Here is a 12,560-nt window from a genome sequence, read left to right on the forward strand (position 1 = left end):
GATGGCCGAGATCAGATGCGACATCTGCGTGATCGGGGCCGGAAGCGGTGGCCTGTCCGTCGCGTCCGGGGCCGTGCAGATGGGGGCCGACGTGGTCCTGCTGGAAGGGCACAAGATGGGTGGCGATTGCCTGAACTATGGCTGCGTGCCGTCCAAGGCGCTGCTGGCGGCGGGGCACAAGGCGCATGCGATGGGGCAGGGGGCGTTCGGCATCAGCGGCGGGGCGGTCACGACCGATTTCGCCGCCGCCAAGGATCACGTGGAGCAGGTCATCGCCAATATCGCCCCGCATGACAGCGAGGAACGGTTCGAGGGCCTTGGTGTGCGTGTCATCCGCGATTACGGGCGCTTCATCGACCATGACAGGATGCAGGTCGGCGCGGACGTGATCACCGCGCGCCGCTTTGTCATCGCCACCGGGTCGCGCCCCTTCGTGCCGCCGATTCCGGGGCTCAAGGATGTGCCCTACCTGACCAACGAGACCGTCTTCGACCTGCGCGAGCGGCCTGAGCACCTGATCGTCATCGGCGGCGGCCCGATCGGCATGGAAATGGCGCAGGCGCATCGCCGCCTCGGCAGCAAGGTCACGGTGCTGGAGGGCGAAAAGGCGCTTGGCAAGGATGACCCGGACCTGGCGGCAATCGCGCTGGAGCGCCTGCGCGGCGAAGGCATCGAGATCGTCGAAGGCGCGCTGGCCAGCCAGGTCAGCGGCGGCGCGGGCGACATCACGGTCGAGACCAGGGGCGGCGCGCGCTTCCACGGTTCTCACCTGCTGGTCGCGGTCGGGCGCAAGGTCAATATCGACCGGCTCGACCTGCACAAGGCGGGGCTGGAGGAAGAGAACGGCGCGGTCAGGGTGGATGCCAGCCTGCGCTCGCCCACCAACCGGCGCGTCTATGCCGTGGGCGATGCCGCGGGCGGGCTGCAATTCACCCATGTCGCAAGCTATCACGCGGGCGTCGTCATCCGCTCCATGCTGCTTGGTCTGCCATCGAAGGCGCGCAGGGATCACCTGCCCTGGGCGACCTTTACCGACCCCGAAATGGCGCAGGTTGGCCTGACCGAAGCGCAAGCGCGCAAGGCCCATGGTGACAGGTTGACCGTGGTGCGGGCCGAGTTCTCCGGCAATGACCGCGCCGTCGCCACCGGACAGACAGTGGGACTGATCAAGGTCATGGTGGTGAAGGGGCGGCCTGTCGGGGCTTCCATCGTCGGCGCGCAGGCGGGTGAATTGATCCAGACCTGGGCGCTGGCCATCGCCAACCGTTTGAAAATGAGTGCAATTTCCGCCATGGTGGCGCCATATCCCACATTGGGAGAGGTCAACAAGCGCGCCGCGGGGGCCTATTTTACGCCCAAGCTGTTCGAAAATCCGTGGATCAAGCGTATCGTGCGGCTGGTGCAGCGGTTCTGACACCGCGCGAAGGAAGGGAGGGACAGAGGTGAACTCACTTTCAGGCCGGTTCCTGATCCTGACGGTCATTTTCGTGATGCTGGCCGAAGTTCTGATCTTCGTCCCCTCCATCGCGCGCTTCCGCGAGGATTACCTGCTGGCGCGTCTGGAACGGGCGCAGATCGCCTCGCTGGCCGTGCTGGCCGACGAGACCATGATGCTCGATGAGGCGCTGGAGGGCGAGCTTCTGGAAAATGCGGGCGTCCTCAACGTCGTGATGCGCCGCGATGCGTTCAGCCAGTTGATCCTGACCAGCGAGGAAATTCCCCCGGTCTCGGGCTTTTTCGACCTGCGCGATCCCGGTGCCTGGCGGTTGATGGTCGATGCCATGGCCCGCCTGTGGCAGCCCGAGGACCAGGTGATCCGCGTCATGGGCAACCCGGTGCGCGAGGCCGGGATCCAGATCGAGGTGACCCTGCATACCGGCCCCTTGCGCGACGCGATGCTGGAATACGGGCTGAACATCCTGCTTCTGTCGCTGGTGATCTCGGTCATTACGGCCGCGCTGCTTTTCCTGGCCGTGCGCCGGGTGATCGTGATGCCGATCAAGCGGGTCGTGGCCTCGATGCATGCCTATTCCGAACAGCCCGAGGATACCCGCCGCATCATCGAGCCTTCGGCGGGCGCGCGCGAATTGCGCGATGCCGAGGTGACGCTGCGCAAGTTGCAGACCCAATTGACCGCCTCGCTGAAGCAGCGCGAACACTTGGCGCAACTGGGGGCCGCCGTGGCCAAGATCAGCCACGATCTGCGCAACATCCTGACCGTGGCGACCCTGCTGGCCGACCGGCTGGAAAGCTCGGCCGACCCGGCGGTCAAGCGCACTGCGCCGAAACTGCTCTCCTCGCTGTCGCGCGCGGTCAACCTCTGCGAGGGCACGCTTGCCTTTGGCCGCGCCGAGGAGGCCCCACCGGCCCTCATGCGCATCGACATCGCCACGCTGGTCGCCGATGTGATCGAACATGAACGGCTGTCGGCGGATGTCGAGGATGTGACCCTGACCGCCGATGTGCCGCCGGGCCTGATGGTGCGCTGCGATCCCGAACAGCTCTACCGCGTGTTGGGCAACCTGATCCGCAACGCCCGCCAGGCCATCGCGGGAACAGGCGCACACGGCGAGGTGACGATCAAGGCGGGCGAGGGCGATACGAGTTGGTGGATCACGGTCTCGGATACCGGTCCGGGCCTGCCGAAAAAGGCGCTCGATCACCTCTTCACGCCGTTCCAGGGCGGCGCGCGCAAGGGCGGCACCGGTCTTGGCCTGGCCATCGCGGCGGAACTGGTGCGCGGCCATGGCGGGACGCTGGAACTGGAGGAGACCGGGCCCGAGGGCTCGACCTTCCGCATCACCCTGCCGTCCTCGCGCGTGGCGCTTGCAAGTTGAGGTCAGAAAGCTGCCGATTGCCCCTTGCAATGCCCCGCCCGTGGCGATACATCCGCCCCACTCTGATGCGGACTGGTAGCTCAGTTGGATAGAGTACTTGACTACGAATCAAGGGGTCGGGGGTTCGAATCCTCCCCAGTCCGCCACTTTCCCCTTACCACTAAGCGCCGTAAGCTCCTGAAAGTGCTTAATTTGTTCCAGAACGTCACCTGTGGTGGGTCGGCGTATCCGGACGTTTGCTATACATATTGCTCTACGAGTTGCTATACTTGCGACTTATCAGATTCGTGAAGGTATGGGCATGATCAAGCTGCGCGGGGCGTCATATCAGCTCTACAGGAGGGTGCCGAAGCGGTTTGTGTCAATTGAGTCGCGCAAGTTCGTATGGCTCTCGCTGCACACGGACTCGCCGTCAGTTGCACGGGCGAAAGCGGATGGGGCGTGGGCACAGTTGGTCGAAGCATGGGAGGCACGCCTTGCTGGTGACACCGCCGATGCCGATCAACGATTGAAGGCCGTCAAGGAATTGGCTGCGGTTCGGGGTTTTCGGTATCTGGATGCCCGGAAAGTTGCCGATCTACCCGGCGAAGAGTTCCTGCGCCGGGTGGAGGCTGTGCCGCTGCGTGATGGTGTGCCGGACCGGATGGAAGCGGCGGCCCTGCTGGGTGGCGCGCAGGTGGCCGGTGTCACGGTGTCGAAGGCGCTCGAACAATATTGGTCACTTGCCGCCGACAAGACGCTTGGCAAGTCGGACGACCAGCTGCGCCGCTGGAGAAATCCAAGGATCAAGGCGGTCAGAGATTTCATCGATGTCGTCGGAGACAAGCCGCTCCACCAGATCACGCCCGACGACATGCTGGATTTCCGGCAGTGGCTGTATGAACGCATTGAGGGCGGCCTGTCCGCAAACGCTGCGAACAAGGATCTGATCCATCTGGGCGACGTGCTCAAGACCGTGAACAGAATGAAGCGCTTGGGTCTTGATCTGCCGGTATCAGGTCTCAGCTTCAAAGAGGGTGAGGCGCGGCCCCGACCGCCGTTCTCGGTCGGGTGGATCACCGACAAACTCCTTGCACCTGGCGCGTTGGACGGGTTGAACGGTGAGGCCCGCGCAGTGGTGCTGGCAATGGTAAACACCGGAGCGCGGCCCTCGGAGTTGGCGGCACTGACACCGGAGTGCATCCGGTTGGATTTGGATGTGCCGCATATTTCGATAGAGGCCGTCGGACGTCAGTTGAAGACGGTGAACGCGAAGCGGGTCATACCTTTGCTCGGGGTCAGCCTTGAGGCTCTGAGGGCCTTCCCAGAGGGGTTTCCGCGTTATCGAGGATCATCGGCTACATTGTCCGGAACGGTGAATAAACACTTGCACGGTAACGGGCTGCTGGAGACAGATCAGCATTCGCTTTATGGGTTGCGACACTCGTTCGAGGATCGGTTGTTGGCGGCTGGCGTTGATGAACGTATTCGGCGCGATCTATTCGGCCATGCGTTGAAGCGGGAACGGTATGGCGCAGGAGCATCGCTGACACACCTGCGCGATGTGATTCAGCCTATAGCCCTTTGAGAGTGAACGATGGCACGAGCGCGCTCCACGAGCTCTTGCTCAGCCTCTAGCGCCGCGATCTCGCGTTCCACGCGCTCGAAAATCGGGGCGTAGATCCGATCCATCAGCACGAGTTGTGCGGCGGTGTGCCGCGCGGCTTTCCAGCGATTGAGGTCCGTGGTTGTGCTCATCATGCGATCCGGGGGACAGGTCGCAATTACTTATAGCGCTGTGTTCAGCGGGTTGCGTGCGAAAGTCGCGAGATTACTCTCTGCCTTGACTCGGTTTTTCGAGAGGTGCGGGATTGGCTCGCAGTGGCACGCTTAGACTGACGTCGAGGACCCTGACACTGAACGCCATCTTACAGTCGCGATATTGCCTTCAATCTGAATTGTTTTCGAACCGGATCTACGATGGGTTGCGCCCCAAAACTGGACAGGCACGACAGACCTGCGTAGCCTGATCGACATCGCCCCTTTTCGCCGCGCATGTGGTTCCATGAACAGACCCGCCGACGGCCCTCGACCAACCCGAATTGCCGCTCTGGTGCTGGCCTGGCTGGTTGTGCTGCTTATCGACGCAGTGGCGGTGGCGGGGCTGGCGCGGCTCGAGTTCGGCCACGGGTTGGACCGCGTCTTTCAGGACGGATCGGAGCGCTATGGCGACTACGCGGCGCTGGTCGAAGCGTTCGGGTCTGGCGACGGCGTGCTGATCCGCGTCGGGGCGGAGGACCTCGCCGCGACCGGTCCTCGCGCCGCGCTGGAGGCGTTCGTGATCGAGATGCATCTGGTCGATCCCGACTGGACGGTGATCTCGCCGTTCTCGATCCCGCTGGCCGACGGGGCGGGCGGGGTCACCACCCTGAACATGCTTGACGGAGAGGCTTGGGCGGGGGCGCAGGCCGCGCATCCGATGCTCGCCCACGTTCTGACGCCCGACCACGAAGCGGCGCTTGTCACGGTTCTGGGGGCCGCAGGCGAGGATCAGATCGCGGCGATCCGCGCGCTGGCCGGGGAGCATCTGGAGGCGGCGGGGCTTGAGGTGGGTCTGAGCGGCCTGCCGGTAATCCTCGACCGGTCCCGCGCCTTACTTATGCGGGATTTCGTGTTTCTGAACGCGGTCGGGGCGGCGATCGGGGTGGGCCTGACCTTGCTGGTGATGAATAGCGTCTGGCTGGCCGCGATATCACTGATGTCGACGGCGACGGCGCTTTTGTGGGCAATGGGCGCAATGGGATGGACGGGGATGCAGATCAACGTGATCTCGATCGCTCTGCCCGTTCTGGTTCTGGCGCTGGCCTTATCGGACGCGGTGCATGTCGCGCTGGAACAACGCGCGCTGGCACTTGGCGGTGCGCCGCATTCCGTGGCCCGCGCGCTGAGGCGGATCGGCCCGGCGGTTCTGCTGACCTCGCTCACCACGGCGCTGGCTTTCGCATCGCTCGGCATTTCGGACTCGCCCCTATTGGCCGATCTCGGTGCCGCCGGGGCGGTGGCGGTGATGGTAGCAGCCTTCGGCGGGCTCGCCGCGCAGGGCTTGATCGTGCAGACCCTGCTTGGCTTGATGCCGCCCGCGCGGATCTTTCCCCCGCATCGGCGCGGCATCCCCGCCTTCTTTGACTGGCAGGCCCTGGCGCGGTTCGGTCTGGCCGCCCCGCGCGCGATCAGCGCCGCCACGATGATCGTGGCACTTGTGGCGACGGGCCTCTACCTGACCGCCCCGCCGCGCTTTTCGCTGGATGAGAATCTGCGGGACCAGGACCCTGCCCGCACCGTCCTGCGCCGGATCGAGGCGGATTTCGGCCCCATGGCCGCGATGCAGATCCCGGTTGAGATCGGTCCCGACGGTCCGCTGCATACCGCACGCGCCGTTATCGCGGCCCTGCCGGAGGAGCTGGCCCCCGACGTTGTGTCGCTTTCCGCGCTGGCGGACGCGGCTGAGGCGGCCTCGGTCCCGCTCGATGCCCTTGCCACGCAGCTTCCCCCGCCGATGCGGGCCATGCTGACCGGATCGGAGGCCGGGCGCCTGCTTGTCTCTGTTCCCTTTACTTACGTGGATGCGGCCCGGACGCGCGCGCTGGCCACGACCCTGGAGGCCCACATCGCTGCTGCCGCGCCGCCGGACCTGGCTGCCAGGATCGGACGCCCAACAGGGCCGCATGTCATGTCGGCCTTCCTGAGCGAAACCATGATCCGGTCGCTGAGCCTCAGTCTGCTGCTGGCGGTGCTGGCCTCGGGCGCGGTCATCGCGCTCTGGCGGCGGAGCCTGACCCTGGGGCTGGTGGCGCTGGTGCCCAACGTGCTGCCGGTGGCGCTGGCCGGGGCCGCGATGGCGATAAGCGGACATGGCGTGACCTTCGCGGCAGGCGTGGCGCTGACACTGGCCTTTGGCATCTCGGTCGATGACACGATCCATGTGCTCAACCGGCTGCGCCTTGCGGGCAGAGACCCGGCCCACGCACGCGATCCGCTGGCGTCGGCCATGCGGCAAGTGACTCCGGCGCTGGTCGCGACCACGGTGATCCTGGCGGGCGGATTGTCCGGCACATTTGGTGCAACCCTGCCCACTGTGGTAGCCTTCGGCATGTTCACGATTTTTGTTCTGCTGGTCGCGCTTGTCTCGGACCTTCTGGTCCTGCCTGCGATGCTGCGCAGGTTCGCCCGGTGATGCTGGCGCCTGCGCGCTGGACCGGGGCCGCCATGCTTGGCCTTGGTGTCCTGGTCTCGGATCCTGCGGACAGCGCGACGCTGCGCGAGGGGCTGGACGGCACCTGGACGGGGCAGGGGGCCATCGCGGCGGGCTACGAGACGACGGCGCGGACCGCCCGATGCCGTGTCGAGGTGCGGCAGGAGGATGCCGCGAATAGTCTGGAGATCCACGCGACTTGCGCCACCACGGCGGGGCGGAGGGCTTTCACGCTGCGTGCCCTCTTCGACGGCGACACCCAGGTGCGCGCCGCCGTGCGCGCCAACGGGACCGCCGAGACGACGCAATATGCGGGCACCGGGACGGAAACCGGAATGGAGCTGTCCGCAACTTCGCCAATCCTGCTGGACGGAGCCTACTATCAGTCCCGGTTGCGGATCGACCTGCTGGACGACACCAGGTTTCGCATCCTGCACTGGTTGCAACCCGAATCCGCCGACAGCGCGCGCCAGACCCTCGCAATAGAATTTCATCGCATCGCGGAGGCCCCATGACCCTGCGCGGTCCAGCCCAAGAATCCTCGATCTGGCTGGTGTTGCTCGCCGGGCTGGCCTGGCTCGGCAACGCGCTCTATGCGCTCGGGGCCCCCGGCGGGCCGGTCAAGCACCTGTCGCCGGCCATCGTCGCCGTTGCGATGCTGGCCTTTGTTTATCGTCATGGCGTGCGGCGCTATGGTGGCGCAATGATGCTGCGTTTCGTCGTCACGGTCTTCGCCGTGGGCTGGTTGTTCGAAACGCTGAGCATCTTCACCGGCATCCCCTTTGGTCGCTATCACTACACCGACCTGATGGCCCCCTTCCTCGGCCATGTGCCGATCTTCGTGCTCCCCGCCTACCTGGTCATGGGATACGCCTCGTGGTCGCTGGCCACCCTGATCCTTGACGGCAGGACCGCCGGGCTGAGCGTGGAAGGCGCGCGGCGGGTGCCGCTCTTGGCGGCCTTCCTGATGGTGCTGTGGGATCTGTCGATGGATCCGCTGCGCGCCACGATCGAAGGCCGCTGGATCTGGATCGACGGCGGCAGCTATTTCGGGGTGCCGCTGTCAAACTATTTTGGCTGGTTTCTGATCACATGGATCATGTTTCAGGGCTTCGCCTGGCAATTGGCCCGCATCCGGCCCCTCCGTGCGCCCGACTTGGCGGAGGATAGGGGCTACTGGCTGTCCGTGCCACTTGCCTATGCGGCCTTTGCAGGGGAATACCTGCTGAACCCGTTTACGGGCCATGGCCGAGTGCAGGAGGCCCTGGGCGAGATCGGCGCTTCGCCGCAGGATATCTTCGCGTCGGTGGCGGCAATCACGCTCTGCACGCTGATCCCGGCCATGGTGCTCGGTCTGGTGGCGGCCCTTCGTGGAGCGGACCGGATCGGTCCCCCGTTCAGTGCACTGCTCGGTCTGACCAGCGCGCGGAGGCCGGAGCGATGAGTGGCACACCGACCACTGGGACCATGCCGCGTGACCTGGTCCAGTGGCGGGCGAGGGCCGAGGCAATCGTCGAGACGCTCAGCGCGGTCACGCAAAGCTTCAGGGACACCGATCCGGCCCATCCGCATCACATTCACCAACTCTTCTCCGAACTTTACCTCTGCACCACGCGCCGTTGGCTGGCCGGGCTGGCCTGCCGCGATGACAGCGAATACGCCTATCGCGTGATGTGCCATTTCCTGCAATTCTACCACGATGAGGTGCTGGATCGGCTGGGCCACCCGCCGGACAGGATCGCTGGACATTGGCGGCCCTACCACCGGCTATCCCGGCACCTGTCGATCCGGTCGCCGATCTCGGCGCATTTGCTGCTGATCTCGCTCGGGGCCAGGGCGCATACGCATGGCGACCTCGGCCGCGCGATGTGCCGGACGGCGAAGGATATGGGGCTTGGGGCGCAAACCAGTCCGGGTCTTCAGGGCTCCCATCTCAAGATCTTCGGCCAGATCGCGGATCAGGCGTTCTACTTGGCCGCGCATGACTACGTGGCGTTGCATCGCGCCCGGCAGAGGGGCTGGCGGCGCGGCGTCCTGTCTTCCTACCGGGTCGGGTTGTCGGGCCTGAAATCCGTCTGGCTGCCGGTGTTTCAGACTTGGCGCATCAACGGATATGCGCTCGCCTCTGCCGCGCTTGCCGCCCAGGCGTCCCCGCTGGTGGTCAAGGAGGGCTGAGTGCTTTGAGAGAAGTCATTGCCATGCGACGCGTAGCGGTGCGCGACGCGCAGCGGGGAGCAGCAATGCCGAGCGGCAGGATGTGAGGTAGCTATAGCGCTATTACTGCGGTATGCGCCCCAAGACTTAGCGCAGTCTGCCGCGTCTCTAGAGGCTGCGGCGAGCGTGCGAAAAAGCGCACGGTATCGCGCGGCACCATCGACGGTCCGCATCGCGGCGACGCCTGCAATTACCGCATTCGCGGTCGCGCGGTCGGCGAAGCCTCGGCCGACCTGGAGGGCTCGCCCCTTGGCATGGGATCGGTTTCAGATCATTTCAGACCGATTTCAGGTTTATTTCCTGCGACATAGGCGGCCCGCATATAAAATCGTTTTCATGGCTCCCGATTGAAGTGGTGCCAAAAAATATCGGAAGGAACAGAAACATGAACCTCAAGTCCATCGCCCGAACGGCGGCAGCGATCTCGATTGCTGCCACCTGCAGCGCCGCCGCTGACCAGTTCGCGATCCAGACGGAACCGCCCTTCATCGGCGCTTCCGACCGGCTTCTTGCAACCCTCCACATCCGAGAGGTCGATGCGGTCGAGATCAACGGCGCCTATTTCATCATTCTAGACGCCCGCGACGAAGGCTATGTCGAAGCCTACGTCTTCGCGATGAACATCGAGGCGACCGGCCTCTACCGCCTGGAGGAGGATTGGGACGGTGCCGGACTGTCCTCGCTGCCGATGGAGGCGCGAGCGCCCTTCTTGCACGCAACCATCTGCGAGTTTTGCATCAGCTGAACGGTGCGGCCCGGCACCAACCACAAGGAGCGGTGATCCCGACGACGGTTGACCGCTCCTGCCTTGGCCGCGCTATTCTTTGACACCTGCTGCACGGAGCCCGGCTTCCAGGGCCTCGATATCTTCTATCCTCGTGAATGGAAGTGATCTGAAATGTCCAAACGGCAAGTCCAGCTGCATCACCATATTCTGGAACCTCGCTGTCCTCGTTGTCTCCGGATCGCCCGAAGCCGCAACCGCATAAACCATCGCGTGCCAAGAGCTGTTTGGCAATCTCTCGTGCGCCTCCCGAGCACAGGAGATGGCCGCACGAGGATGTCCGGACAGGAACCACGCCAGCCCGATCAATGACTGAAAATACGGATACTGCTGATCGATGGTCGTCAGACAAACATAAGTCGTCATCCGTTCTATTCCCGCCATATGCGACCCCGTCAGTATGTCGCTTGTGGCAAGGGTCAGATGGGCCAGGTAGAAATTAGGGTTGAGCGCCAGAGCCCGGGCACAATCCGCGCGACACCCTTCGTGATCGCCCAGCAGCCAAAGCCGAAGGTTCGCGCGGGTGCGAAACGCGAAGGCCGAGGATGCGCCAACGGCAATCGCTCTGTCCGCAATGGACATCGCCCAATCCGTTTCGCTGACGCCGGTATCGCTTTGCATGAGCGGGTGCATCTGCGTCGCGGAATGCGCCAGCAGCGCGAGCGCCTTGGGATCGTCCGGGGCAATCTTGACGGCGGCTTGCATCGCGGCGCGACCGTTCATCGCGTCCAGAGCGGTGATACGGCTGTAGAAGTAATGAGCCTTGGCCATCAATTGCTGCAAATCAAGCCGTTCATTCGGGACCTTCGCGTATCTCTCGCCGTCATAGGCAATGACGCGGATGCGCAGCACGCTCGAGATTTTTCGGGCCACCTCCTCTGCAAGCTGATCAAGCTCTGATGGGTCGCCCGTGAAGGATTCCGCGTATAAGTTGCCGCTCTCTTTCAATCCCGACAGCGAGACGAAGAGTCTGACGCGATTGCCCGAGACGCTCACGCGGCCCCGAACCACGCAATCTACCGACGCGGAAAGCGCCTCATTTGTGAAGATGCGAACCCCGGAGCGTGGTGCCATGATTAGCACCAGTCTTTCTTGCAGGTCCTCCGCAAAATCCGCGATGGCTTGAGACCCGCCCGCGCTGGTGATCTTCTCGATCAAAATTCCGGGCTTTGGGCTGCTGGCCGAGGCAGGCAAGCCGACGTGCAGCGTGTAGCCCCGTCCGACGACCGTTTCCAGGATTTGCCGCTCGGGATCTTGGATCGCCTTTCTGATGTCCTTGATGCACTGCGCAAGGCTGTCGTCGGTAACGGCGGTTCCGCGCCAGACCGTTTCGATCAAATCATCCCGAGATACGGCGTCTCCCCGCCTGCGTGCGAGTTCCGCCAGAACACGCATGGATTGCGCGCGCAGGCGCAGCATGTCGCCAGCGGCGTTGCAAAGCGTCAGGGCAACCGGATCGAAGATGCAGGTCCCCATGAGGAGCACGTCGTGGTTTGTTTGGTTCATCGCGTTCCCCGCCAGACGATGCTGCCCGACGCGGGTTCGGTGGAAACCGGGCAAGATCTCTGCACAAGCAGGTCGGTCTGCACCCCGGTCGTCCAGGCGCGAACCTGCTTTTGGCAACATGCAGGATCAGCTTAGCACATACGCATGTGCCAAGAAATTAACTATCTATCCAGTAGTGTCCCGAGGAGTGGTGCAGGGCCTGGCGTCCACCCGCTTCTTCATAGCTGGTGTCCTCGGCTGTATCCGGTTTTGGCGAGGCAGCCTCAACGTCGATCTCAAACCCGTATCCGTCCAGCATCTGGCGGTCCACGACGATTTCTTGCTCACTGCGCTCGTCAAAATATGCCAGCAGGCACCACCGCGGAATGGACACGGTTGCGATCAGCGGTTCTCCACGCACCCGACTGACACGGTGCGCAAAGGACTCCGCCACCGACTTGCTCAGGGTCCAGCTATAGCCCCCTATCGCATCAAAGCTGTTGCAGCCGCGATAAACAGTGACCGTCTCGGGGAGGGCGTCAAAGATGCGACGGTCGGCGGGGCGCATGATGAACCTGTGGCACCTGCGCAGCGTGCCGTCGCGCCGGTAGGCGTTGGCCCAGATTTCATCCCAGACAGGTTCGTCCGCGAAGATGCAATTCGACATCGACCAGACCTCATTGACCAGCGGCCAGAGTCGGGATGGACGTTCTACATGGTGAAAAAGGTTCAATAGCGCGGCGGCGCGCTCTCCGTTGTTCAGGGTAAACAGATACTGCGACCAGTTACCTGCGCGCCAGTATTGATCCGCCAGTGGTTGCAATTCATCACACGTGCGGAAGGGGCGGAATGTGTCGGTCATGCTGCTTCTCGTTGATGGTGGGTCAGCTATAGCGCCGCTTCGGCTGGATGCGTCCGAAAGTTCGCGCAGCCTGCCGAGGTCACCCTGAGATCGGGTTCTGGCAGAATTTGACCTGTGGAGGGGGCAGAGCTTCTCCCATCGACCAAC

At 63.9% G+C, this 12,560-nt stretch carries 11 protein-coding genes and 1 tRNA gene; 9 read left to right on the top strand and 3 right to left on the bottom strand.

Annotated elements, in window-relative coordinates; genetic code table 11:
• Position 1 precedes the first annotated feature (1 nt).
• The 4 genes from AC13C7_RS05820 (at position 2) to AC13C7_RS05835 (ending at position 4,404) form a co-directional block, all read left to right on the top strand.
• On the top strand, positions 2-1,414 hold the full coding sequence (locus AC13C7_RS05820; RefSeq protein WP_482866864.1) for a dihydrolipoyl dehydrogenase family protein: 1,413 nt from the start codon (positions 2-4) through the stop codon (positions 1,412-1,414).
• A 76-nt stretch (positions 1,415-1,490) separates the two neighbouring features.
• A complete protein-coding gene (locus tag AC13C7_RS05825) occupies positions 1,491-2,837 on the top strand; it encodes a sensor histidine kinase (protein WP_446119408.1) in 1,347 nt (448 codons plus the stop codon).
• Between the two features lie 69 nt (positions 2,838-2,906).
• Positions 2,907-2,983 (top strand) — tRNA-Arg (locus tag AC13C7_RS05830).
• Positions 2,984-3,138: 155 nt separating this feature from the next.
• Positions 3,139-4,404, top strand: coding sequence for a DUF6538 domain-containing protein (locus tag AC13C7_RS05835; RefSeq protein WP_482866865.1), 1,266 nt, complete (start codon positions 3,139-3,141; stop codon positions 4,402-4,404).
• Here AC13C7_RS05835 and AC13C7_RS05840 read toward each other — a convergent pair.
• Positions 4,386-4,577, bottom strand: coding sequence for a hypothetical protein (locus tag AC13C7_RS05840; protein WP_482866866.1), 192 nt, complete (start codon positions 4,575-4,577; stop codon positions 4,386-4,388). The genes AC13C7_RS05835 and AC13C7_RS05840 overlap by 19 nt on opposite strands.
• 304 nt (positions 4,578-4,881) lie before the next feature.
• Between AC13C7_RS05840 and AC13C7_RS05845 the strand changes: the two genes are divergently transcribed.
• From AC13C7_RS05845 to AC13C7_RS05865, 5 genes are all read left to right on the top strand, one after another.
• Entirely contained in the window at positions 4,882-7,050 is a 2,169-nt protein-coding gene (locus AC13C7_RS05845) for an efflux RND transporter permease subunit (protein WP_482866867.1), read from the top strand.
• Entirely contained in the window at positions 7,050-7,583 is a 534-nt protein-coding gene (locus AC13C7_RS05850) for a hypothetical protein (RefSeq protein WP_482866868.1), read from the top strand. Before AC13C7_RS05845 ends, AC13C7_RS05850 begins: the two co-directional genes overlap by 1 nt.
• Positions 7,580-8,512, top strand: a complete 933-nt coding sequence (locus AC13C7_RS05855) for a carotenoid biosynthesis protein (protein WP_482866869.1) — start codon at positions 7,580-7,582, stop codon at positions 8,510-8,512. The genes AC13C7_RS05850 and AC13C7_RS05855 overlap by 4 nt, the downstream gene beginning before the upstream one ends.
• Entirely contained in the window at positions 8,509-9,243 is a 735-nt protein-coding gene (locus AC13C7_RS05860) for a hypothetical protein (protein WP_482866870.1), read from the top strand. The genes AC13C7_RS05855 and AC13C7_RS05860 overlap by 4 nt, the downstream gene beginning before the upstream one ends.
• 424 nt (positions 9,244-9,667) lie before the next feature.
• Positions 9,668-10,027, top strand: coding sequence for a hypothetical protein (locus tag AC13C7_RS05865; RefSeq protein WP_482866871.1), 360 nt, complete (start codon positions 9,668-9,670; stop codon positions 10,025-10,027).
• A gap of 72 nt (positions 10,028-10,099) precedes the next feature.
• Here AC13C7_RS05865 and AC13C7_RS05870 read toward each other — a convergent pair whose 3' ends face one another.
• Both AC13C7_RS05870 and AC13C7_RS05875 read right to left on the bottom strand, forming a co-directional pair.
• A complete protein-coding gene (locus AC13C7_RS05870) occupies positions 10,100-11,572 on the bottom strand; it encodes a winged helix-turn-helix domain-containing protein (protein ID WP_482866872.1) in 1,473 nt (490 codons plus the stop codon).
• A 157-nt stretch (positions 11,573-11,729) separates the two neighbouring features.
• On the bottom strand, positions 11,730-12,413 hold the full coding sequence (locus tag AC13C7_RS05875; protein WP_482866873.1) for a hypothetical protein: 684 nt from the start codon (positions 12,411-12,413) through the stop codon (positions 11,730-11,732).
• Between the last annotated feature and the right edge of the window lie 147 nt (positions 12,414-12,560).

The organism is Alterinioella sp. B-7, from assembly GCF_056857775.1.

Excerpts from the sequence above, each read along its gene's own strand:
- AC13C7_RS05820 (WP_482866864.1), top strand. The coding sequence starts at position 2 with ATGGCCGAGATCAGATGCGACATCTGCGTGATCGGGGCCGGAAGCGGT.
- AC13C7_RS05825 (WP_446119408.1), top strand. The coding sequence starts at position 1,491 with ATGCTGGCCGAAGTTCTGATCTTCGTCCCCTCCATCGCGCGCTTCCGC.
- AC13C7_RS05835 (WP_482866865.1), top strand. The coding sequence starts at position 3,139 with ATGATCAAGCTGCGCGGGGCGTCATATCAGCTCTACAGGAGGGTGCCG.
- AC13C7_RS05840 (WP_482866866.1), bottom strand. The coding sequence starts at position 4,577 with ATGATGAGCACAACCACGGACCTCAATCGCTGGAAAGCCGCGCGGCAC.
- AC13C7_RS05845 (WP_482866867.1), top strand. The coding sequence starts at position 4,882 with ATGAACAGACCCGCCGACGGCCCTCGACCAACCCGAATTGCCGCTCTG.
- AC13C7_RS05850 (WP_482866868.1), top strand. The coding sequence starts at position 7,050 with ATGCTGGCGCCTGCGCGCTGGACCGGGGCCGCCATGCTTGGCCTTGGT.
- AC13C7_RS05855 (WP_482866869.1), top strand. The coding sequence starts at position 7,580 with ATGACCCTGCGCGGTCCAGCCCAAGAATCCTCGATCTGGCTGGTGTTG.
- AC13C7_RS05860 (WP_482866870.1), top strand. The coding sequence starts at position 8,509 with ATGAGTGGCACACCGACCACTGGGACCATGCCGCGTGACCTGGTCCAG.
- AC13C7_RS05865 (WP_482866871.1), top strand. The coding sequence starts at position 9,668 with ATGAACCTCAAGTCCATCGCCCGAACGGCGGCAGCGATCTCGATTGCT.
- AC13C7_RS05870 (WP_482866872.1), bottom strand. The coding sequence starts at position 11,572 with ATGAACCAAACAAACCACGACGTGCTCCTCATGGGGACCTGCATCTTC.
- AC13C7_RS05875 (WP_482866873.1), bottom strand. The coding sequence starts at position 12,413 with ATGACCGACACATTCCGCCCCTTCCGCACGTGTGATGAATTGCAACCA.